Annotated in this window: 27 protein-coding genes; 1 reads left to right on the top strand and 26 read right to left on the bottom strand. The window is 42.8% G+C overall.

Annotated features, from left to right (window positions below; all coding sequences use genetic code 11):
- Nucleotides 1-24 precede the first annotated feature (24 nt).
- The 11 genes from aroB to trpE form a co-directional block, all read right to left on the bottom strand.
- Nucleotides 25-1104 (bottom strand): 3-dehydroquinate synthase, encoded by a 1080-nt coding sequence (gene aroB / locus HY960_15530; GenBank protein ID MBI5217167.1) that lies wholly within the window; start codon nucleotides 1102-1104, stop codon nucleotides 25-27.
- A 6-nt stretch (nucleotides 1105-1110) separates the two neighbouring features.
- Entirely contained in the window at nucleotides 1111-1899 is a 789-nt protein-coding gene (locus HY960_15525; GenBank protein ID MBI5217166.1) for a tryptophan synthase subunit alpha, read from the bottom strand.
- 39 nt (nucleotides 1900-1938) lie between these two features.
- Complete coding sequence (locus HY960_15520) at nucleotides 1939-2277, bottom strand: type II toxin-antitoxin system PemK/MazF family toxin (protein MBI5217165.1); 339 nt, start codon at nucleotides 2275-2277, stop codon at nucleotides 1939-1941.
- The gene (locus HY960_15515; protein MBI5217164.1) at nucleotides 2267-2524 is read right to left on the bottom strand and encodes a hypothetical protein; all 258 of its coding nucleotides are present in this window, start codon (nucleotides 2522-2524) and stop codon (nucleotides 2267-2269) included. The genes HY960_15520 and HY960_15515 overlap by 11 nt, the downstream gene beginning before the upstream one ends.
- Nucleotides 2525-2591: 67 nt before the next feature.
- Nucleotides 2592-3788, bottom strand: coding sequence for a tryptophan synthase subunit beta (gene trpB, locus HY960_15510; protein ID MBI5217163.1), 1197 nt, complete (start codon nucleotides 3786-3788; stop codon nucleotides 2592-2594).
- Between the two features lie 2 nt (nucleotides 3789-3790).
- Nucleotides 3791-4813, bottom strand: a complete 1023-nt coding sequence (gene aroF, locus HY960_15505) for a 3-deoxy-7-phosphoheptulonate synthase (protein ID MBI5217162.1) — start codon at nucleotides 4811-4813, stop codon at nucleotides 3791-3793.
- A gap of 163 nt (nucleotides 4814-4976) precedes the next feature.
- Nucleotides 4977-5588, bottom strand: a complete 612-nt coding sequence (locus tag HY960_15500) for a phosphoribosylanthranilate isomerase (GenBank protein ID MBI5217161.1) — start codon at nucleotides 5586-5588, stop codon at nucleotides 4977-4979.
- A 40-nt stretch (nucleotides 5589-5628) separates the two neighbouring features.
- Nucleotides 5629-6417, bottom strand: coding sequence for an indole-3-glycerol phosphate synthase TrpC (trpC, locus tag HY960_15495; GenBank protein MBI5217160.1), 789 nt, complete (start codon nucleotides 6415-6417; stop codon nucleotides 5629-5631).
- A complete protein-coding gene (trpD, locus tag HY960_15490; protein ID MBI5217159.1) occupies nucleotides 6414-7424 on the bottom strand; it encodes an anthranilate phosphoribosyltransferase in 1011 nt (336 codons plus the stop codon). The genes trpC and trpD overlap by 4 nt, the downstream gene beginning before the upstream one ends.
- Nucleotides 7421-7984 carry an aminodeoxychorismate/anthranilate synthase component II gene (locus tag HY960_15485; GenBank protein ID MBI5217158.1) on the bottom strand — a complete coding sequence of 188 codons (564 nt, stop codon included), beginning with the start codon at nucleotides 7982-7984 and terminating at the stop codon, nucleotides 7421-7423. The genes trpD and HY960_15485 overlap by 4 nt, the downstream gene beginning before the upstream one ends.
- Nucleotides 7981-9444, bottom strand: coding sequence for an anthranilate synthase component I (gene trpE, locus HY960_15480; protein MBI5217157.1), 1464 nt, complete (start codon nucleotides 9442-9444; stop codon nucleotides 7981-7983). The genes HY960_15485 and trpE overlap by 4 nt, the downstream gene beginning before the upstream one ends.
- A 293-nt stretch (nucleotides 9445-9737) precedes the next feature.
- On the opposite strand from trpE, the gene HY960_15475 reads away from it, so the two are divergent.
- Nucleotides 9738-11096: an endonuclease/exonuclease/phosphatase family protein gene (locus tag HY960_15475; GenBank protein MBI5217156.1), complete on the top strand. Its 1359-nt coding sequence runs from the start codon at nucleotides 9738-9740 to the stop codon at nucleotides 11094-11096.
- A 170-nt stretch (nucleotides 11097-11266) separates the two neighbouring features.
- Here the strand turns inward: HY960_15475 and HY960_15470 are convergent, their stop codons facing one another.
- The 15 genes from HY960_15470 to HY960_15400 all read right to left on the bottom strand — a co-directional run bounded on the left by HY960_15470 (nucleotide 11267) and on the right by HY960_15400 (nucleotide 22487).
- Nucleotides 11267-11437: a hypothetical protein gene (locus HY960_15470; GenBank protein ID MBI5217155.1), complete on the bottom strand. Its 171-nt coding sequence runs from the start codon at nucleotides 11435-11437 to the stop codon at nucleotides 11267-11269.
- 4 nt (nucleotides 11438-11441) lie between these two features.
- Entirely contained in the window at nucleotides 11442-11969 is a 528-nt protein-coding gene (locus HY960_15465) for a hypothetical protein (protein MBI5217154.1), read from the bottom strand.
- Between the two features lie 39 nt (nucleotides 11970-12008).
- Nucleotides 12009-12428, bottom strand: coding sequence for a DUF420 domain-containing protein (locus HY960_15460; protein ID MBI5217153.1), 420 nt, complete (start codon nucleotides 12426-12428; stop codon nucleotides 12009-12011).
- A 172-nt stretch (nucleotides 12429-12600) separates the two neighbouring features.
- Nucleotides 12601-13191, bottom strand: a complete 591-nt coding sequence (locus HY960_15455) for an SCO family protein (GenBank protein MBI5217152.1) — start codon at nucleotides 13189-13191, stop codon at nucleotides 12601-12603.
- Nucleotides 13192-13233: 42 nt separating this feature from the next.
- Entirely contained in the window at nucleotides 13234-14007 is a 774-nt protein-coding gene (locus HY960_15450; protein ID MBI5217151.1) for an ABC transporter permease, read from the bottom strand.
- A gap of 148 nt (nucleotides 14008-14155) precedes the next feature.
- Nucleotides 14156-15097: an ABC transporter ATP-binding protein gene (locus HY960_15445; GenBank protein MBI5217150.1), complete on the bottom strand. Its 942-nt coding sequence runs from the start codon at nucleotides 15095-15097 to the stop codon at nucleotides 14156-14158.
- Nucleotides 15097-16026, bottom strand: coding sequence for a protoheme IX farnesyltransferase (gene cyoE, locus HY960_15440; protein ID MBI5217149.1), 930 nt, complete (start codon nucleotides 16024-16026; stop codon nucleotides 15097-15099). The genes HY960_15445 and cyoE overlap by 1 nt, the downstream gene beginning before the upstream one ends.
- Entirely contained in the window at nucleotides 16023-17066 is a 1044-nt protein-coding gene (locus HY960_15435) for a COX15/CtaA family protein (GenBank protein ID MBI5217148.1), read from the bottom strand. The genes cyoE and HY960_15435 overlap by 4 nt, the downstream gene beginning before the upstream one ends.
- Nucleotides 17063-18427, bottom strand: coding sequence for a hypothetical protein (locus HY960_15430; GenBank protein MBI5217147.1), 1365 nt, complete (start codon nucleotides 18425-18427; stop codon nucleotides 17063-17065). The genes HY960_15435 and HY960_15430 overlap by 4 nt, the downstream gene beginning before the upstream one ends.
- A complete protein-coding gene (locus HY960_15425) occupies nucleotides 18412-18714 on the bottom strand; it encodes a hypothetical protein (protein ID MBI5217146.1) in 303 nt (100 codons plus the stop codon). Before HY960_15425 ends, HY960_15430 begins: the two co-directional genes overlap by 16 nt.
- The gene (locus tag HY960_15420; GenBank protein MBI5217145.1) at nucleotides 18711-18917 is read right to left on the bottom strand and encodes a hypothetical protein; all 207 of its coding nucleotides are present in this window, start codon (nucleotides 18915-18917) and stop codon (nucleotides 18711-18713) included. Before HY960_15420 ends, HY960_15425 begins: the two co-directional genes overlap by 4 nt.
- Nucleotides 18907-19218 (bottom strand): cytochrome C oxidase subunit IV family protein, encoded by a 312-nt coding sequence (locus HY960_15415; GenBank protein ID MBI5217144.1) that lies wholly within the window; start codon nucleotides 19216-19218, stop codon nucleotides 18907-18909. The genes HY960_15420 and HY960_15415 overlap by 11 nt, the downstream gene beginning before the upstream one ends.
- 6 nt (nucleotides 19219-19224) lie before the next feature.
- Entirely contained in the window at nucleotides 19225-19815 is a 591-nt protein-coding gene (locus HY960_15410; protein MBI5217143.1) for a cytochrome c oxidase subunit 3, read from the bottom strand.
- A gap of 10 nt (nucleotides 19816-19825) precedes the next feature.
- Nucleotides 19826-21712 (bottom strand): cbb3-type cytochrome c oxidase subunit I, encoded by a 1887-nt coding sequence (locus tag HY960_15405; GenBank protein ID MBI5217142.1) that lies wholly within the window; start codon nucleotides 21710-21712, stop codon nucleotides 19826-19828.
- Nucleotides 21713-21785: 73 nt separating this feature from the next.
- Nucleotides 21786-22487 carry a carboxypeptidase regulatory-like domain-containing protein gene (locus tag HY960_15400; protein MBI5217141.1) on the bottom strand — a complete coding sequence of 234 codons (702 nt, stop codon included), beginning with the start codon at nucleotides 22485-22487 and terminating at the stop codon, nucleotides 21786-21788.
- Nucleotides 22488-22925 lie beyond the last annotated feature (438 nt).

Genomic DNA, 22925 nt, shown 5'->3' with positions numbered 1-22925 from the left:
ACGGAGCGATTGAGCAACAAATCTTCATTGCCTGAACAATTTCAAAGCTTCCAAATGTGTAAGCGGAACTCCAACCTTTGCTTTTCCGATTTCTTGAAGCAAGGAGTAATGAACAATTCCTGACTTTGCTTTCTTGTCTTGAAGAGTTGCTTCGAACAATTTCTTCAAATCAATGTTCGATGGAATTTCTGTCGGCAGATTGTATTTACGAAGCATATATTCGATACACTCAACTGCATCCGGCTCAATCAATCCAAGCGCAACAGAGATTTTTGTCTCTGCTACCATCCCGATTGCAACTGCCTGTCCGTGTGACATTTTATAATTCATTAATGATTCGAGTGCATGACCAATCGTATGTCCGAAATTCAGAATTCGCCTCAGGTCTGTTTCTTTTTCATCTCGTTCGACAACGTAACGTTTCAACTCACAACATCGCTTGATAATTTTATTGAGAACTCGTTCATCGTTGTTCAAAATCTTTTTTGAATTTGCATCAAGGAACTCAAACAAGTCCGCATCCATGATTGCCGCGTACTTGATAATTTCCGCCATTCCATTTGAGAATTCTGAATCAGGCAACGTATGTAGTGTTGTTGTATCAATAAAGACTGCTTTCGGTTGATAAAACGCGCCAATCAAATTCTTCCCAAGCGGATGGTCAACAGCAACTTTCCCGCCGATGGAGCTATCAACCTGTGCAAGAAGTGTGGTTGGAATTTGTAAGAACGGAACTCCGCGATGAAGAGTCGCTGCGACAAATCCTGTAATATCTCCGACAACTCCGCCACCGAGTGCAATGAAAACAGAATCCCGACCTGCGTTCAACTTCAGCACTTCATTTTCAAGTAACGCCTTCGTCTGTCGGTTTTTATATTCTTCTCCGGAATGAATAGAGAGGAGGACGGTTTCTAATTTCCATTCCGTCATCAATCGGCAGAACTTTTTTCCATACAATTTCTGAACATTTGTATCGGTGATAATGAAGTACTTACTCCCAAGTTTCATCTTGGCAATCTGCTTCACAGCATCTGCAAGCCGTATGCCGATATGAATATCGTAGGAATCGTCAATTGTTTTTTTGAGATGTACTCTGAGTTTCATGTGGATTTACGAATCGAGAGATTGACGAATGGAATGTACAAACTTTTTCGCATCTGCAATAGCATTTCCATCTTTTGCAGACTGAAGAATCTTGATGAGCGCACTTCCGATGATGATGCCGTCCGCATATTGAGCAAGTTCTTTCGCATCTTCAGGAGTCGAAATCCCGAAGCCGACAAACAACGGATTTTTCGTTACGACCTTTCTCGCACGAGTTAGAAAATCCTTCGCCTGTTGTGAAATCTGCTGACGTTCTCCCGTCACTCCCGTAATAGAAACACAATAAAGAAATCCATTCGATGCTTCATCGAGCAATTTCAATCGTTCATCGGGAGTGGTTGGTGTTGCGAGGAAGATTATAGAAATATCATATTGCTTTGCCAGCGTTCGATATTCTGTACTTTCTTCAATCGGCAGGTCTGCGATGATTGTACCATTAACTCCGAGTTGTTTGCAAGTGGAAAGAAATTTTTCTAATCCGAAAGCAAAAATCGGATTTGCATAACCCATCAACACAAGCGGAATGTTGGTTTCCTTTCGAATCTCTGCAACCATTTCAAAAGTATTTTGAAGAGTTACTCCATTCCTAAGCGCAACTTCTGAACTCATTTGAATTACGGGTCCATCAGCAACCGGATCAGAAAATGGAATGCCAAGTTCAATCACATCTGCACCGGCGTTCGCAAGTTCAACAACAAGTGGAACAGTGGTTTCGAGTGTTGGGAAACCGGCGGTGATGAAGAGAGAAAGGGTTTTGTGGTTTAGTTTGTGAACGTAAGTAGATAACTTGTTCATTCAGTATTAACAATAGCAAAATAATTCGGGGAAAAAACTTTAAAACTCAAATAGAAGTTTTAATTTCGTTGAAACAGTATTTTGAATTCTCTCTGGGATTATGCCTAATTCACGAATGAAATTTGACTTTGAAACTGTCAGGAGTCGGTGAAGTCGTAGGGTTGAGGAAACACGGAGCCCGGTAATTTCAAAATCCTTATCACTGGTTGTAAGTATGACATCGGAAGGCAAGATGTCGGAAGGTATCTTGCTGGTGATGAAACCTACGATAACATGATTGTGTGAACCGATTGTATTGGTCAAACAAACTGCGGGACGGACTTTGAATGATGACAAATCATCAAAAGGGAATTGTACAAGGACAATCTTATTCTTTATCATTGAATGGTTTACCGTCTTTTACAGTATAAATGTCCTCATCAGGCTCTTTTAAGAATGCAAATGCTTCGTTCGAGGATGCGGCTTTTAGCCACAACAGTTCATCAATGTCATCTTCATCCGGAAGTAAAATAATGACTCTAACTTTACTCCCGTCTTTCACATTTAATAATGGCTTATCTAAGATAAGGTTGCGTTTAGTGGTAAACTGAGCAGTCGTTTCTATTGCTTTTGAAAGTATTTCCATTGTTCACTCTGAATGAAAGTCTTTAACAAGATAAGCATGAATTTTGAAAAACAAAAGAAAGTCAGGATTATGTTAGGGTATTTCGAATTATCGTCGGTAAATCCTTCTCCCCGCGTCCAGAAAGATTTACAACCACAATTTCGTTTGGATTTGTCTTCGGTATCAGATATTCAAGATACGCCAACGCATGAGATGATTCTAACGCAGGGAGAATTCCTTCGAGTCGGGTTAACTCAAGTCCGGCTTTCAATGCTTCATCATCTTGGATGGAAACATATTGAACTCGACCTGAATCTTTCAAATAACTATGTTCAGGTCCGACACCGGGATAATCAAGTCCGGCAGAGATAGAGTGAGCGGGAATTACTTGTCCGTCTTCATCTTGCAAAATGTAACTGAATGAGCCGTGAAGCGCTCCGGGTTTTCCCGCTGTGAGAGTTGCTGCGTGTTTACCTGTTTCAATTCCGTGTCCCGCTGCTTCAACTCCAAAAATCTTCACAGATAAATCTTGGAGAAAATCATAAAACAAACCAATCGAATTACTGCCGCCGCCGACACACGCAACTAAATAATCGGGTAAGCGATGTTCTTTCTCCAACATTTGTTGTTTCGTCTCTTTTCCAATCACTGATTGAAAATCTCTCACCATCATTGGATACGGATGCGGACCAACGACAGAACCAATCACATAAAACGTGTTTCGAACATTTGTTACCCAATCACGCAACGCCTCGTTGATTGCGTCCTTTAACGTTCCGGTTCCCGAACTGACAGGGCGAACTTCGGCGCCGAGCAATCTCATTCTCGTTACGTTGATTTCCTGTCGTTGCATGTCTTCCGTTCCCATATAGACGATGCACTCCAAACCCATCATAGCGGCAACAGTTGCTGTGGCGACTCCGTGCTGTCCCGCTCCGGTTTCGGCAATGATTCTTGTTTTCCCGATTCGCTTTGCAAGAAGAATCTGTCCGATTGTATTATTAATTTTGTGTGCGCCGGTATGACACAAGTCTTCACGCTTCAAATAGATTTTTGCTTTGCCGAATCTTTGTGTTAGTCGTTCAGCAAAATAGAGTGGAGTCGGACGACCGACATAGTTTTTCAGTAAGTCATTAAATCTGTTTTGAAATGTCTCATCATGTTTGATTGAATTGTAGGCATGTTCCAATTCAAACAAGGCGGACATCAATGTTTCGGGAACGAATCGCCCGCCGTATTTGCCGAAGTGACCGGATGAATCAGGAAGTGATTGTATATCTGCCATGATTATTTGAGCGTCAATGTTCTGTTCATAATCGGCGCGAGTTGTCGTAATTGTTCCAACAGCAATTTCATTTTTGATGGCTTAAGCGATTGGTAACCATCTGACAAAGCAGTTTCAGGATTGTGGTGAACTTCAATCATCAATCCATCCGCACCTGCCGCAACAGAGGCGAGCGACATCGGAATCACTCCTTCCCACACACCAATGCCGTGGCTCGGGTCAACGATGATGGGAAGGTGAGAAAGTTTCTTCACTATCGGGACGGCGTTCAAATCGAGCGTGTTGCGTGTTGCCGTTTCAAATGTTCTGATGCCACGCTCGCACAAAATAACATTCGGATTGCCGCCGTTCAAAATATATTCTGCCGCCATCAGCCATTCTTCGATAGTTGCAGAAAGTCCCCGTTTAAGAAGAACGGGCTTTTGCAGCGCGCCAACCGCTTCAAGCAAAGAATAGTTTTGCATGTTCCTTGCGCCGATTTGAAGAACATCCGCACACTCTGAAACGAGCGGAAGCGTTTCAGTATCTTTTACTTCGGTGACAATATTCAATCCCGTTGCGGTACGTGCATCCTTTAAATACTGTAATGCTTCTTGTTTCAATCCCTGAAACGCGTAGGGAGAAGTTCGCGGCTTATACGCTCCGCCGCGCAGAAACCTAATTCCAAGTTCTTTCAAAATTCCTGCCGTATCAACAATCTGTTGACGACTTTCGACAGAACAAGGTCCTGCAATAATCGTCAATTCATTCGCCCCGACAAACTCATTTCCGATTTGAACAGTCGTACTTAATGCTTTGAAATCTTTGCTTGCAAGTTTGTACGGCTTTGTAACCGGAATTGCATCAAGAACTCCGGGGAGATTGAGGAAAAGTTCGGGGTCAATCTTGCCGCGGTTTCCGGTGACGCCTATTGCCATTCGTGCTTCGCCTGGGATTTCATGCGGCGCGTAGCCGAGGCTTGATATTTTTTCTTTCACCCGCTCAATGTCGGAACGAGGCGCGTCTAATTTCATTAAAATAAGCATGCTTGCAGAGTTAAAAGTTTAAAGTTCAAAGTTAAAAGTGAAATAATATTCGTTTTGGGTTTGTAGTTTTGATGTTTCAAATTGTCAGTTCTGAACGGTCAATTATCAATGGTAAATCAAAACATTGACAATTGACAGTTGGCAATTCACTATTGACCATTTTTTATTGGTTCAGTTTATCAAATAATAATTTTACTTTTTGATGGTTTTTCTTTCCGGGAACAAGTTCGATTCCGCTGTTTATATCCACAGCGAATGGTTGAACAGTGTGGATTGCTTCACAAATGTTGTCAGGATTTAAACCACCGGCAAATACAAGACGGTGAATCTTTTTCAGTTCCTGTGCAATTGAATAATCCGCATGGTTTCCTGTTCCGCCGTACAACCCATTGCTCGAGCCATCAAGTAACGCGGCAGATATTTTATATTCCTTTGTTTGATTTACTTCATCATGCTTTGACAGACGAAACGCTTTCCACACTTCAACTGAAAATTCAGAACAGTCATCGGGAGATTCATCTCCGCTGAGTTGAATGAGTTTGATGGTCGTTTCCCGAATTGTTCGTTCAATGATTTCCCGCATCTCGTTGACGAACACTCCTACGGGTGTAGCACTCGACGGGAGATTTCTGATAATCTCTCTCGCTTTCGATGGCTGAATATATCGGGGACTATTTTCATAAAAAATAAATCCTAAATAGTTCGCTCCGGCAGTTGCACAGAAGAGCGCATCAGCAAAGTTCGTGATACCACAGATTTTTACCAATGGCTTCATAAACCACTAAGAGCACGAAGAAACACAAAGCTACTCGAAGTCATCGTTCCGTACTTTCTAACAATTGTTTCAATGCAAGTCCGGGTTGTTTTGATTTCATAAGGTACTCACCAATCAACGCCGCCTTTATTCCGGCATCTTTTAATTTTCGGAGACCATCGGTAGAATGAATTCCGCTTTCACTTACCAACGTAGTATCTTTTGGAATGAAGCGGGATAATTCAATCGAATGGTTAATATCAATCGTCATCGTTTTCAAATCTCGGTTGTTGATGCCGACAAGTTTCATCGAGTCGAAATCGAGTTTTTCAATTTCTCTTTCTTCGTAGAGTTCTACAAGGGATTCCAAACCAAGTTCTGATGCAGCAGAGTGTAAATCAGATAGTTGTTGCTTCTCAAGAATAACGGCAATAAGTAACACAGCATCCGCGCCGGCAACTTTCGCTTCGTGAAGTTGGTGCTCATCAATGATAAAATCTTTTCGGAGAAGCGGAAGTCTGACAACATTTCTAACTTCAGATAAATCTTTGATTGTACCGGAAAAAAATTTCTCATCAGTCAGGACAGATATTCCTGCCGCGCCATTAGATTCATACTCGCCGGCAATGGTTTGTGGTCGAATATCAATCCGTAAACTTCCTGCGGATGGAGATGCGCGTTTGATTTCTGCAATCACAGCAAAAGGCGTTGTGGTGTTCAGTGAATGTCGGAGTGAAATAGTTTTTCTTTGAAAGAATTCAAATGATTGAAAATCAGAAATTGAATATTTCTGTTTCAACTTGGCGACTTCATCCCGTTTATATTCGACAATTTGTTGAAGAATGTTCATCGGTTTGTGAACTCAATGAGTTGCTTCAATTTCTCCAACGCTCTTCCTGAATCAATTGATTCCTGAGCGAGCGGAACTCCGCCTTGAATTGTTTCGACTTTTCCTGCAACATAAAATCCGGCTGCCGCATTTGCCACAACATAATCTCTGTACGGACTTTTCTCGCCTTGAAGGATAGTCAATGCAATTTTCGCATTATGTTCAGGTGAATCTCCGCGAACAGATGAAGGCGGCGATTGATTCAACCCAAAAGATGACGGCTCAATCTCAAAAAGACGTGGCGCAGTTTTCTTTTTGATTTCCCGGACGACCGTATTCGCACCGAGAGACACTTCATCCAATCCATCAAGCGAATAAACAACGCAAACATGGTCAGGTTTCAAAGAAGTCATTACGTCGGTTATACTTCTCGAAACCTTTTTGTTAAAAACTCCGAGTAATTGGCGCTCCACTCCTGCGGGATTTGTAAGTGGTCCGAGAAGATTGAAGACTGTTCTCACGCCAAGTTCCGAACGTACTTTTGCAACATGTTTCATCGCCGGATGAAAAAGTGGCGCGTACAAAAACCCGATGCCGATTGAATTCACACACGCTTCTGTTTTCGGAACTTCCAATTCGATATTCACACCAAGCGCTTTCAATATTCCTGCACTTCCGCTTAAACTTGAAACCGCCCGGTTACCATGTTTTGCAACGGTCACACCTCCGCCCGCAACAACGATTGATGCAAGAGTCGAAATGTTGAATGACATCGAACCGTCACCGCCGGTTCCGCACATATCAATCGCGTTCGGGTCATCAACGTTGATGTGAATTGCTTTTTCGCGCATCACTTCCACGAAACCGGAAATCTCACTCACTGCCTCGCCCTTTGCTTTCAAGGCGAACAGAAACGCAGCGATTTGGGCATCGGTTGCTCCCCCTTCCATGATGATGTTCATCGCAGATTTAGCTTCCAGTTGTGTTAATGAACCGAGCTCACAAAGTTTTTGAAGATATTCTTTCATGATTCAAACCAATTAGACATTAACTTGTAACCGGATTTTGTTAGAACAGATTCGGGGTGAAACTGAATTCCTTGAATCGGAAATTCTTTATGTCGAATAGCCATGATGACACCGTCGTCCGTCGTTGCGGTGATGAGCAATTCGTTCGGGAAATTCTCTTTAGCAATCACGAGTGAATGATATCGTGTGGCTTCAAAAGGATTTTCAAGCGAACGAAATATTCCTTCGCCTTGGTGAAGTATCATTGAAGTTTTGCCGTGCATCAGTGTTGGCGCGTAGGTAATTGTTCCATTGAACGCGCAACCTATTGCCTGATGTCCAAGACAAACGCCAAGTGTCGGAATGGTTTTTCCAAGCTCTTTGATAACTTGAATACAAATGCCTGCGTTTTCGGGACGCCCGGGTCCGGGTGAGATGACGATTCGTTCAGGATTCAATTGCTTGATTTCGTTCACTGAAATTTTATCATTGCGAACGACATGAATATCGCTTCGGATTTGCCCGATGAGTTGAACGAGGTTGTATGTGAATGAATCGTAATTGTCAATCAGAAGAATCATCGCATCATTCCTTCGGCAAGTTTGAGCGCTTCAACAAGCGCCTGTGCTTTGTTGATTGTTTCCCGATACTCCGATTCAGGATTTGAATCGGCGACGATGCCCGCGCCCGATTGAAGATATATCGTATCGTTTGTTGCAAACATGGTTCTGATGGCAATACATATATCCATATTCCCCGAAAAATCAAAATAGCCGACTCCGCCTGCATAAATTCCTCTTCGACTCTTTTCGAGTTTATCAATAATTTCCATTGCGCGAATTTTTGGCGCTCCGCTCACCGTTCCGGCAGGAAATGTTGCTTTCAAAACATCCACGCACGATTTTTCTTTGTCCACTTTTCCGGTAACCCGTGAAGCAATGTGCATGACGTGAGAATATCGAACCACAAACATCAGTTGGTCAACTTTGACTGTGCCGACTTCACACACTCGTCCCAAATCATTCCTCCCTAAATCAACAAGCATGATATGTTCTGCTCGTTCTTTCGTGTCGGCAAGAAGTTCGGCTTCGAGCCGTTTGTCTTCTTCGTCGGTAGCGCCGCGCCTGCGTGTTCCGGCGATGGGATAAACTTCTGTCGCTCCGTTTTCCACACGGACAAGAATTTCAGGCGATGAACCAATCACAGTAAAATCATCGAACGACAAATAATATAAATAGGGAGAAGGATTAACGATGCGAAGCGCGCGATACACGTTGAACAAGTCACCATGATACGACGTTGAGAACCGTTGCGAGAGAACAACTTGAAAAATATCTCCTTCATGGATGTGATGTTTTGCTTGTTCAACTGATTGTAGAAATTGTTCATGTTCGATTTCATGCCTCAATGAGTTTGAATCTGAATGGAACTCATGTGATGATGGAGTTGAATCACGAAGTTGTGATTCAAGTGTTGCAATCTCATTCAATGCGCTGTTGTATTGTTCGATTAATGGTTCATCTGGATTCACAACGACATTGACGATGATAATAATTTGATGTTTGAGATGGTCAAATGCAAGAACAGTTGTGTAGAGGGAGAGAATACTGTCGAACATAGGAGAACTGTCCGAAACTGACGCGGGAATATTTTCAACAAACCGAATTGCATCGTATCCGATAAATCCAACCAAGCCGCCGCGAAAACGGGGGAGATTCGGAAGTGTTGGCTGTTTGTACTTGCTTATCGTTTTATCAATGATGTCGAAGAAGTTGTTGTTTGATTCGAACGTTATTCCTTTCTCCGAAATCCATGTAGTTTTCTCTTTACACTTCAATGTCACAATCGGATTTTTACCGATGAATGAATAGCGCGCAATCCGTTCTCCTCCTTCAACGCTTTCAAAAAGAAAAGATTTATCGCTCTCTTTTCTCAAACGTAAATAGGCGGAGACCGGTGTCAACGTATCTGCCAGCAACGATTTGCTGACGGGGATGACGTTGTATGTTTGTCCTAATATTTCAAATTCTTCAAATGTCATTTCGGTTGAAACAAAAAACCCTTCTTGGTGTTCCAAGAAGGGCTTCATTTTTTTTTATTTTAGGAGAACTAATTATGCCTTTCTCTTTCCACCGACAAAACGCGGAATTTGATACCAGTATGACCAGTACCAAGTGCGCATCAACATCATATCGTTGGATTGAGAATTCATCTGGCATAAGGATACGAAGAAATTTTGAATTAGTCAAGGGAAATTTCGTCTTTGAGTGAAATTATTTTCTGTGAAGAACTTCTTTGGCTTACTTTTTCAATCTCTGTATATTGAAATCAGTTATGAAGAATTCTTATACGTTACTTCTGTCTCTTATTATTCTCACTTGTTCTCAGGTCTTTGGTGGTGATACACTCCGGATCGCTTCATACAATATTCTGAACTATTCCGATACTTCGACACGGCACACACAGTTCCGAAAAGTCATTCACAACATGAAACCGGATGTTCTTGTAGTGCAGGAAATAATAAATCAGGCGGGAGTTACACTGTTCCTCAACCAAGTGATGAATTATTATCAGCCGGGCAAATATGCAACAGTGCAGTTTTACGATGGACCGGATACCGACAATTCCATTTTCTATGATACATCAAAAGTAAAAATTGTGAATGTGAATTATTTAACCAACGGCGTGTTAACCCGCTTCATCGCTGAATATACAATCAAGCCAAAATGGTCGGATGAATCACTAAGAATCTACTCACTTCATTTAAAAGCAGGTGCATCTGACACTGCAAGAAGGAGACAGGAGAGTGAGTATCTCAGGGATTATTTGAATCAACTTCAGGCGAATACAAATTTTATCATCGCAGGCGATTACAATATCTACGGAGGTACAGAAGCGGCATACCAAACGTTGATTGCTAATACTTCAGACAATGATGGAAGAGTAAAAGACCCGCTCAACATGACAGGAACATGGAATCAATCTGCATATGCTGCTTACCATACACAGGCTCCACAATCTTCCAACGGCGGCATGGATGACCGTTTCGACATGCTTCTTCCGTCGTACTCGTTGTATGAAGATAATATGATTGTATCATCCTACAAGGCATTTGGCAACGACGGACAACATTACAATGCAAGCATCAATCGTCTCCCGAACTATGCTGTGCCGGATAGTGTCGCTCACGGATTATATTACGCCGCCGACCATATTCCTGTCGTTTGCAACTTTACTTTTCCCGATACGGTTGCATCGGTTTCTGTAAGCATGAATGTTGCAACAGGATGGAATATCGTATCGCTTCCAATAGCACCAAATAATCCAGTCAAGACAGCAGTATTTCCCAATGCCGGTTCAAATGCGTATTACTACAACAATCCAAACGGGTATTTTTATGATGTAACGCTCAGGTCGAAAGTTGGGTATTGGATTAAATTCAATTCGTTTGATACTATACAGGTTCTCGGCAAGGTACGAGGAAGTGATACAATCAATGTCACGACCGGATGGAATCTTATCGGCGCATCAGACCACGATGTTGCTGTTTCACAGTTGAACATTTTACCGACAAATATAATTGACTCGCCTTTCTATGGATTTGATTTGATATATCAACCGGCAGATACGATACGAAAGGGGAGAGGATATTTTGTGAAGGTGAATACGGGTGGGAAGATAATTATTCCCTGACCTAAGAATGTGCGACTCACTTCTCGTTTTGAATTGTAATTAAAGTTCATATTATCTTTAATCTTAACAGGGAAAGTGAGTCGCACATACACATGTCAATGGAGAGATGGTAACACCTTTGTGGATTAGTAGTACAGAGCGGGAAGTTTCTTGCTCTGTATTATTTTTGCTCATGCCACAGCAATTTTCTTCGTAGGGTTCTTTACTCTTTTGTATGTGACCTTACTTCGTTTCAATTTATCTGCTTTAATAAATTCGCTAATAGCTTTTTCTTCATCCTTTGTCAGAGGTTTACTTTTAATGTAGAGGTCAACTCCGGCAGGTTCTTTAATGTATCCCATAATGTTAGCTCTTGAAATATTTGTCAATAAGTTTTTGTGCTGTTGTTGTTTGTATTATCATCAGATTTCCGCCAAGATGGTACGCATCTAAAGTTTTGTTATAATGCTCAATAAGATTAGTTTTTGCCATGAACGAAACATATCCATCATAACCATGTTGAAAAGAAGTTTTACATACATAGGCGACTAAATTGCCGGGAACTCCTTCATAAAGTTTATTTGCTCCCCTGTTAAATGGAGCGCTTTCAAGCAGGTCAATAAAAACATGGTCGGATTTGATTGTAAAACTAACAATCCCTTGGATGACATTTGGATTGTATGTAACAGAAAGTTTGTAAACTTCTTTTGAATTGTCATCTAATTCTTTTCTCCAATCAAATACCCATCCATTTTTCTTCGAAATATGATGAAGGTCAGACAACGTTAAACGCGATATTTCTGTTGGGAAACTATCACCTGAAATAGTATTGAAGATTGAGTTCGTCAATCTGTCAATAATGAAATCAAGGAAATGATGTTTTACATTTTTCACAATTTAAAGATAACAAATTCTCTTTTGTCATGCTACAAATTATTGTGCTGGAAAAATCTGATACAACATCAAATAAATCACCACACCCGTAACGGAAACATACAGCCAAATCGGATACGTCCAACGGGCGAGTTTTTTGTGGAGAGCGAACTTTTGTTTTAAACCGCGACGCAGAGTAAAAATAACCATCGGCGCAAGAACCGCCGCGAGAATTGTATGGCTTATGAGAATGATGAAATACACCGTCCGAATAATTCCTTCCCCTTGAAATTTCGTCGAGCCGTGAAAGAAATGATAGGTGAGGTATGAAATCAAAAACAGAACTGAGACGCTGAACGCGCCAAGCATCAATTTCTTGTGCGCATCTCTGTTATTCTGTTTGATGAAGTAACGACCCGCTAACAGTAAAATAGCGCTTGTCGAGTTGAGAAGAGCGTTGAGAGTAGGGAGGAAATCCATTATCAATTAAAAAGTAGTTGAGTCGTTGAGTAGATAAGTAGTTGAGATTATGAGTACAGAGAATTAACTGCAAAGTACAAGGAACTAATTACCAAGTACAAAAGCCGAATGACAAATGACAATTGACCAATAACAAATTACAATTCACCAATCACTACTCACCAATTACCACTCACATTTCACTTAACGTCTGTGCATCAACAATTAGCCGCTGTAAGGCAGTTGAGTCTTCATAATCGTAGTAGCCGCGAATGATTGCTTTATCATCAATTAAAATGAATTTGGTGCTGTGGAGGATGGCGTTTTCTTCATCTTCGACTGTTAGTTTGAATCCGTAGCGTGCAAGGGAGTAGATTGCCTTTCGTTCGCCGGTGAGGAATGTCCATTTGTTTTGTTGTGCATTGAACTTATGTCCGTATTCTTTGAGGATGTTTGGTGTATCGTATTCCGGGTCAACGGAGAAGGAGAGGAGTTTGATGTTTGCATTTGGTAATTGTTCCTGTAACTCTTGCATCTTTGCGCTCATCAACGGGCAGGGACCGCCGCAACTTGTGAAGATGAAGTCAGCGATGGTGATATGTCCAAGGAGATTTTCTTTTGTGAAGGAAACACTGTCTTGTGTGAAAAGAGAAAATTCCGGGACGGTTCCTATTTGAGGCAATGAAGAAGACGCATCAGTATTGGTTCGGTATAGTTTGAGTATTGCAGAGGTAAGTCCAACTACTATAACCGCAATGAGCAAGACTATTTGCTTTTTATTCATGAGTGTATAAACCGCAAAGACGCGAAGAACGCAAAGGTAATTTCAAAGTATTGTTTTCTTTCGGACTGAGACAGCAGAGAGATACAACATCACCGCAGCAAAAGCGATAACGATAAGAAGATTGATGCTGAGAGGCGTGAGTTCCTGTGTCGCAATATGCCCGTTGAAATACAATGCTTGTCGGAGTGAGGCGATTCCGTAACTGAGCGGATTGAGTTGCATCAATGTACTAAGCCAACCTGCCGCTCCGGAAGCAGGAAACAATGCGCCGGAGAGAAGCCACAACGGAATAAGAAACAAATTCATGATGGCGTGAAATCCTTGTGTGGAATCCATTCGCCATGCGAGCAGAAAGCCGAGTCCTGTCAAACCGAAGGCGATGATGAATAAAACCAAAAAGATTAAAAGCAAACTCAGTAACGAAAATTGTATTCCAAGAAATGGGGCAATCAATAAAAGAATGGTCGCCTGAATTAAGGAAAGCGCAGTTCCTCCAAGTATTTTTCCCATGGCGATACTGATGCCGGAAATCGGGGCAACAATTACTGATTGCAAAAATCCTTCTTTTCTATCTTCGATGATGGACATTGTTGAAAAAATAGAAGTGAAGAGAACTATCAAGACGATTGTTCCTGGAAAGAAATATTCAAGGTAATTCATCTCCGGCGGCGCGGCAGGATGATGGAATGATTTCGATAAACCTGAACCAATCAAAAACCAAAACACAAGAGGTGAACCGATAACGCCAATCATCCGGCTGCGTTGACGGTAGAAGCGGACGAGTTCACGGCGACAGAGAGTTAGTGTTGCGAGCATGGTCTTGGTTACGGGTTCGTGGTTAGGGGTTTGAGGTTAATAAATTCTGAATGAATCATTTTCGATTGATGATTGCCGATTTCTGGTTGCTGATGATTATAACACAAATGACAAATGACCAATGACGATTGACAGATGCCATGTGTAATTAATTCCAAAACCGATGCCCCGTTTTATGAATGAATACATCTTCAAGTGAGGGCTTTTTAAGTGTAACACTTTCAATCAAATCGGGAAAGGCGTGGACAAGGTCGGGGATGAATTCGCTTCCGTTTCTTCGTTCGATGTGAACGACGTTGTCTATCACTGTTGACGAATCTCCGAAACGGTTTTTAATTTCCTCAGATAATGTTGTGGAATTGGTAGAGGTCAGCGTGATAACATCGCCGCCGATTTCATGCTTCAACTCTTGCGGCGTACCGAGCGCAACCAAATTTCCGTTATCGAGAATCGCAATTCTATCGCATGCATCCGCTTCTTCAAGAATGTGTGTTGTGAGAATGATGGTGATTTCATTTTTGTCTCTCAACTCTTTGAGATAGTTCATAAAGTCACGACGTGCGCCGGGGTCAACGCCGGTGCTTGGTTCATCGAGGAACATCAATTTCGGATAATGGAGTAATCCTTTTGCAAGTTCAACACGTCGTTGGTTTCCGCCGGAAAGATGTTCGACGAGGTCGTTCGTTCGTTCGGTTAAACCGACGCGGCAAAGCATTTCAGAAATTCTGTTGCGTAGTTCTGCGCCACGCAATCCATAAAGATGTCCTTGATGAAGAAGATTCTCACGTGCTGTGAGTTTGATATCTAAACTCGGATGCTGAAACACAACACCAATCTGTTTTCGAACATCATCAGGCTGAGTAGCCAAGTCGTAATTGAGAATATTGACCGAACCCTCGCCCGGCGTAATGAGTGTCGAGAGAATCTTGAAGAGCGTACTTTTGCCACTCCCGTTCGGACCGAGCAGGCAAAATATTTCTGCCTTGTGAATTTGCAGTGAAACGTTCTTGAGCGCTTGGCGTGGTTCTAATTGTTTTCGGGTTGGCGGGTAGGAGTGGGAGAGGTTTTTTATATCTACAACAGGATTCATTACAATTTATCTAAACTCAACATAATCATCAGAACAGGCAGATACACAAGCGATGCAAAAAATAGTTTGCGCGAATAATAATTGACTTTGCTCAGTGAATCTCCTGAGTGTTGACGTGAAAACTTCATCAACGCTACGCCAAATATAAGAAAACCGAATCCAAGGAACAACGCGCTGATAACGGAGAGCGAGCCGGTCATTCCGATAACTGTCGGAGCGATGCTTGCCGGAATCAGAGCAAGGAGGTATGCAAAGATTTGTCGGCTTGTTCGTTTTCCCGATTCATCAACGACAGAGAGAATTTTAAAGCCGGCTTTTGCGTAATCTTTTCTATACATCCAAGCGAGTGAGAAGAAGTGCGGCATCTGCCAAAAGAATAAAATAGCAAAGAGAACCCATGCTTCAATCGTAATTTCATTTCGAACTGCAGTCCATCCCATCATTGGTGGAAGTGCGCCGGGGATGCCGCCGATGAGGGTTGAAATGGGAGAGATGCGTTTCAACGGTGTGTAGAGAAATAAATAGGAACTCCATGTGAGGAACGCGAGAAATCCGGTCAGCACATTCACAAGAATTGTTAATTGCAAAATTCCGAAGACAGAAATCAGAACACCGAAGACCAAGACTTCGATGGGAAATAATCTCCCAGCGGGTAGTGGCCGGCGTTCCGTTCTTTTCATCATCGCATCGTATGCGCGTTCGATGTATTGATTGAGCGCGCCTGCACCGCCGCCGACGAGTGTGGTTCCAATCGCAACGTTGATGAACAGCCACCAATCCATTTCGCCTTGTGTTGCAAGATAGAAACCGCAGAGCGTAGTCAAAACAGAAAGGAACGTCAATTCCGGTTTCATCAATTCAATGTAATCGAGAAAGCGGGAGCGGGTTCTTGTCATCGGTTGTGATAACACATTTGCCTGTGTGTTCATGCGGTCACTTCTTTTGTTTTGAATGAATAAGCAACATGTTTCTTCTCTGAAAATCCGAACAACTTCACAGTGTGCAATGTTGTCAGAACAGAAATGATAAGGAGGAGCGCGCCGGTTGCAACATGTGCAGTTGTAACATCAATTGCTTTTTGAGAAAGAACGGTGAACGCGCCGAGTGTTATTTGAATCAAAATCAAAACAAACAACAGAAGCGAGAGGCGGGAGAGCCGTTTGCTTTTTACGGCATGCTTTTGCAATTGGAATGCTGTCCAGATTGCAAGACCGGCAACGACGAACGCCCAAACTCTGTGAAGCATGTGAACGAGAACTTGTGAAGCAGTAATCGGCTCATCAGCAAAGATGCGAAGACCGATTGATTCAAGATATTCGTTGTATGTTCGCATCGCTTCAGGACTGAAAGAAGGAAGCCACTGACCGTACGCAAAAGGAAAATCAGGAACAGCAAGTCCTGCTTCCGAGTGTCTCATCAATGCGCCGAGTATAAGTTGAATGAAAATCGCGGCAGTGGTGAACATCGTCAATCTTGTAAGATTGTTTGATGAATCCTTCAATTTAGGTTGTTCATCCCGCCACCATTTAGATGTAAAAAGCGCAATTGAAGCAACAATGCCAAAGAATGATTGAGCAAGTGTTGCATGAGAAACCGAGATTGCTGTCGGTAGGAAAAAAAGTACAGTCAAGCCACCGAGAATTCCTTGCGTAATGACAGAACCAAGAGCGACAAAGCCTAAAACTCTGACCCACTTTCTGTCATCTTTTTTCCAAAGCCAAAATGCAAGAATAACTGTTAGGAAACCTACAACGGAAGCAATCAAACGATGAGAATGTTCATAAAAGATTCCACCGACCATTTGGTCAAGCGGAAAGGAGAACATGAAATGTCCGTACGTGTTGGGCCAATCGGGAACGGACAATCCGGATTGTGTGCTTGTTACATAGCCGCCTGCGATAATCAGAAAAAATGTTGAGCAGGCAACGATAATTGCAAAACGATTAAGGGCTTTGCTGTAACCTCTCACTGATTATTCTCCTGTGGTGTTTCCGTACTGATGGTTGTTGAATCAGTCATCATTGAAGTTGAATCAACCGGCTCTTCAACAGGTTGCAACGAAGATAACTGTTCCGTCATCCACGCGTTAAATTCTTCGGGAGTTTGAATGATCATGTAGCCGCGCATTCTGTAATGACCGAGTCCGCATAACTGAGCGCAGGCAATCTCTGTCGGAGTGGAAGTAGAAATAGTAATTTCCATAATTCCTGCTTCAACTAATTTATCTATGATGGCATCGTCAACGAAACCGTTCTTTTCAAGAATGACATTCCCGGAGTTGTCTTTGTACTCCTCCATCGCCACGTATGTATCGAGTTTGGCAGATGGACGAACGGAAAGTTGTGTAGCGCCTGCTTTCATTGCACGTGTTACCGCTTCCTCCATCATCGGTTCGCCTTTCATTAATACAGGATTACCATCTTTATCTTTGATTTCCTGAGTTGAGAGGTACTTATCGAGTTGAGCAACTTCTCTTGCTTTCACGGAGGTGACGTTATTTTCAATAAGACGCTTAACGTTGTCCGAATTTAACAATTCTCCTGCACTAAGAATGGATGCGCCCGTATTATCTATCGCGTCCTGCGTGAGAACAAATCCATCCAGAGCGCTGCCACTGATTGAGAGCGTTTGTTCAGGTGGAATTGTAACAGATTTCGTTTTTTCAATAAACGGTTTGAGTTGAACTTTGTGAGCAAGAGTTTGTTGGATTTCCGCTGTCGTCTTGTTCGGCATGAACCACAACGGAATCATCATTCCCGGAATTGCATCTTGTTTCAAACGAAGAAACGGAAGATTGAGACTGTGAATAACATCTTTTGAAGTCAGACGAACAATCACCGGTTTATTCACCGGGACATTGAGTTGATTGATAGTAATAATGTCATCTTTCGCACCCGGGTCGTTTCTGTCAAGACCGAGCGGATTATCGGGGTCAATTAAATTAAGTGACGTTTTGCCGAAAATTCCATCCGGTCCCGGATAGTGAATATTCCATGCAAACTGTTCTGCAACGATACGCACAACGGTGGCTTCCTTCTCCGATGGAAATTCGTTGATGCGCTTTTCCCAAACCGGAACGGAGTAGGCAACATCAAGGACAACTTCGAATATTGCAATTGCTAACGCGAGATAGAGAACGATTTTACTTTTTGTGCCAACATAGTTCGCGACCGGTTGGCTCTTTTTTCGAAATCGAATAAGTGCATAGAGAAAGTATGAAGTCCAACCCACGAACAAGATGAGCATGAGCCAGTGCAAAAGCACAAGCAGGTGGTCAACTTCAATTCCATGTTCAGAAGCGATTGGTGGAAGTCCTAAGAATTGTTCCATTCAAAAATTCCTTTGTTATTTTTCAGATGTATAATTCCGTTATCGTCAATATAAGAGTCGTGTGAAAGTTGAGTGTGTAAACGTTTCGTCCGTTTCCAGACAAAGAAGGAAAAGCCGACGACGCTCAGTAACACAAAACCGGTAATGCCAAGCAACACCCATACGGCAGTGTTCGCCGCATCCATTGTTGCATTATCTGCCGCCCCGAAACAACTCGGACACGCAATTCCGTTTGACGATGGAATTGTGAGAACGAGAAGGGCGATGATAAGAAAATGTCGAATCATAGAAACCGGACGTGTTGCAGTTTCTTCAGGAAACGAATGCCATAGATAATCAGCCCGACGCCGCTTATAGCAGAAAGCAGTGCGGCAAATAGATTGCTCACCTCTTCCGACGTGTTATATGATTTAATAAACCATGCGGCGAAACCGAAGGCGAACAATGTCGAGACGGTAATAAAAAATATGTGAAACGATTTAAGAGACATGGGGCATCATTACCTGGTCTGAGATTGAAGACATCGTAAGCACAATCATTCCGATGAAAAAGAAGAGAGTAAAAGCAAGCGTCAGATAAATAACTTTCTTTTCAGAAATCAAGTGCATAAAATAGCCGGCAACAAGAGCGCCTTTGATTGAAGCGATAAATAACGCAACAATCACCGCGGTGGTCATGGTAAGATGCAGGTACGAGACTGCAACCGTTACGACGGTCAACGCCATGAGCGCGACAAAAACGAAAATATATTTTCGGACGTGTTTTTTTATTTCTGCGTGTGAGTGTTCCATAATTTCCTACAGTAAATACAGTGATGGGAAAAGGAAAATCCAGACAAGGTCAACGAAGTGCCAGTACAACCCGGCAACTTCAATACGGTTGACAAACCGTTGCGGTTCTGTTTTCCACATTTTGCTTCCGGGACCCCAGAAGTATGCGTTGACGATAATACCACCGATGACGTGTAATCCGTGTAAACCTGTTAGTGTAAAATAGGTGGCGAAAAAGTTATTCGTACTCGGAAAATATCCATGTTCAAATTTTGCAGCGTATTCAAATCCTTTTATGACAAGGAATATCAAACCGCATACGACGGTGATTCCCATGTACATCTTATATTTTTTGAAGTCGTTCATCATGAGCGAAGCCCACGACATAACCATCGTTACGCTTGATGCAATAAGAACAACAGTATTTACCGTTGCAAGAGGAATGTTGAGTATCTCCCATCCGTGGGGCCATGTTGGTGCGCCCATGCGGAGGAGGATGTACGAAGTGAACAACGCTCCGAAGAGCATCACTTCTGAAGCAAGAAATAACCAGATCCCCAACTTGGCATTGTACAAGCCGGTTTCGGGATGGTGTTCACTTGTATATGGTATTTGCATTCTTGTTCACCTATTTTTCATTTTGAGGAGTAAAATCTTTTTTCGCACCGGGGACGCTGTACTCGTACGGACCGTGATAGACCGTTGGTAGTGTGACAAAGTTTCCGTGTGCGAGCGGCGGCGCGGTTGTTGCAGACCACTCTAATGTTGTTGCTTCCCAATGATTATCGGTTGTCTTCTTTCCTTTTTTCATACTGAGAAAGACGTTGACAATAAAGAAGATTTGGAAAATCGCCATCACCCATGCGGCGATAGACATTACTTCGTTAAGGTAAATGACATTTGCGGAATGGGAGTATTGTTCGCCGCCATCGTAAAGACGGCGGGAAAGCCCTGCCATACCTTGAATCAACATCGGGAAGAAAATAAAATTCATACAGACGAATGAACCCCAGAAATGAATCTTGCCGAGTGTTTCGTTCATCGTTCTACCGGTGAGTTTTGGAAACCACCAATAGATACCTGCAAAGAGGGCAAAGATAGTTCCAGGCGCTACGACATAGTGGAAATGCCCGATAACATAGTACGTGTCGTGTAAATGTAAATCGGAGGTTGCTAAGCCGAGAGGTAATCCTGTCAAGCCGCCGATTCCGAACATCGGGATGAAGGCAAGAGCAAAGAGCATTGCCGTGTTATATCGAATCGAGCCGCCGTATAACGAAATTGCGAGCGAGGTCAAAATAACGATGGAGGGGACGGAGATAATCATCGTCGTCGTTTGAAAGAACGCGCTGATGGTTGTTCCCATTCCGGTGATGTACATGTGATGCGCCCAGACGATGAAGGACATGAACCCGATAAAGAGCGCGGAATAGACAATGTATTTATATCCCCAGAGAGGTTTGCGGGTATTGTTCGCGATAATTTCAGAGATGATTCCCATCGCAGGGAGAATCAGAACATACACTTCCGGGTGTGCAAGGAACCAGAACAGATGTTGCCAGAGAATCGGAGTTCCGCCGCCGGCGTTCATAAGTTTCTCTCCGCTGATGACTAATCCGCTTGGGAGGAAGAAACTAGTTCCTGCAACTCTATCGAGCAGTTGTAAAATCCCCGCCGCTTCGAGTGGAGGGAAAGCAAGGAGAAGAAGGAACGATGTAACTAACTGCGCCCAAACAAAGAACGGGAGTTTCATAAAACTTAATCCCTTCGCCCGAAGTTGTAATATCGTAACGATGAAATTCACGGAGCCGAGGAGAGAAGAGGTAATAAGAAAGACCATTCCGACGAGCCACCACGTTTGCCCGGTCGTTGCTATCTCCGAAAGCGGAGGATAGGATGTCCAACCTGAGTTTGCCGCGCCGCCGGGGACGAAGAAACTGATAACCATGATAATTCCGCCGACGAGGTAAATCCAATAACTCATCATATTGAGTTTTGGGAATGCCATATCCGGTGCGCCGATTTGCAACGGCATGACATAATTTCCGAATGCGCCGACGCCAAGCGGAACGACTCCAAGAAATATCATGATTGTTCCGTGCATAGCGCCGAGCGAGTTGTAATATTCAGGCGCCATAATTCCCATCGGCATTCGTTCTTCACCGGTAGCGAGATACCAGACCAACGCCGCCATTGCCATGAACAACACTCCGACTGTCGTTCCGAGTGAAGGTTTGAAACCGGAAACAAACATCGTCAGCAAACCGATGATGCCGATTGGTAGGACAAACCGTATCACGGGAAAAGGTTCGCCGGGATACGCGAGTTGCCATCGCATTATCATCATCAAAGTAAAACCGAGAAATAGAAAAAGGAGGGAGGTTACTCCGTACTGGATACCGATGACTTTGTGGTCGGTGGAGAAAACGTATTTGCTCCAAAATCCTTGCTCATGATGGTGTGCATCATGGTGGATGTGCGCGTCAGCGGTGTGAGAGTGGGAAGATGTGCTCATGAGACTCTTCTATGATGAAAGAACAAGATGCAGAGACTGATTGCCTCTGCATCCGGGTGAATTATAAAATTAGTTACTTACCTTCGAAGGTAAAGTCTGCTGTTTGTGTGTCGGATGCGCCGACTTTGACTTTCATTGTTTTTGTTCCGAACTTTTCATGCCATGCTTCAAGTTCATAATCACCGGCAGGTAAATCTTTGATGGCGAAATTTCCGTCTCCATCACTTACTGCAAAGAAGGGATGGTCAAGTACGCCAACCCATGCGCCCATCCAGTTGTGGACATCGCATTTGACACGAACCATTGTTTCTGCTTTGGCAAATGTTTTTGTTGTTCGTTGTCCTTTGATTGGTTGCCCGATATTGAATTGCGGACTGTTTTTCGGAAGTGCATGGATGTTGTGCATCGTCGGGTCGCTGTTGATAATTTCTAATGGTTGGTTGACCATCATCCCGAGAACGTGCGGAGAGTACATACAACCTTGTTGGTCAATGCTTGCTTTGTTTTTGGGTTGAGGAAATTTCTTTCCTTCCAATCCTTTTTTCACATAGACGAACGTCCAGCGAAGAGTGTTGTTTGCATTGACTACAACCTGGTCGGAAACGACATCTTTGCCTGAATGAACCTTCATGCATTTCTGGTCGCTTGACATTTTTATTTTCGAGGGGGCAGGTTTTGCGCCTTTGAAGTTAATTTTACCGCTTACATTGCCTGAAATGGCTATGGAAGCGCTGAGTAAGAGGAGAAGAACAAATTTACTGATAGAGGTAGTCATCGAATGAAATCCTAAGTGTTGAATAATTAAACGTTGTCGTTGTAATGAAAAGGATTGAAGCCTGAAAAAGGTTCCCGAGACAGAAGTTTCTTTCGCTTTTCGGGATGCAAAAATACATATTTTTTTTCTTTAATCAAAAACACTCTCTCAACATTGATGATGAATGATTGAGAGTGGTATCACATATGAAACTGTAAAAAAAATATTACTTGAGATATAATCGAATTGAAAAGAGAATGTATCTTGTTCGTGAGTTCAATCGAAGGTGTGTAATGTGTAGGCGGATAGGTTTATGATGAGCGTGTTGCCGAATGGTCATTGCGAGAAGAGGAATAAAACAAGTTTTATGAAATTATGTGGATGAACACACTCCGTACTATATTTACGGTACTTCTCAAGAGCAAGTGACAGTCGTGGAATTAGTGTTATTACCTGATT

This window comes from Ignavibacteriota bacterium (assembly GCA_016212665.1).
Lineage (GTDB): Bacteria > Bacteroidota > Ignavibacteria > UBA10030 > SZUA-254 > FW602-bin19.
The sequence above is the reverse complement of the archived record's forward strand: the minus strand, read 5'-3'. Positions and strand labels throughout refer to the sequence as shown.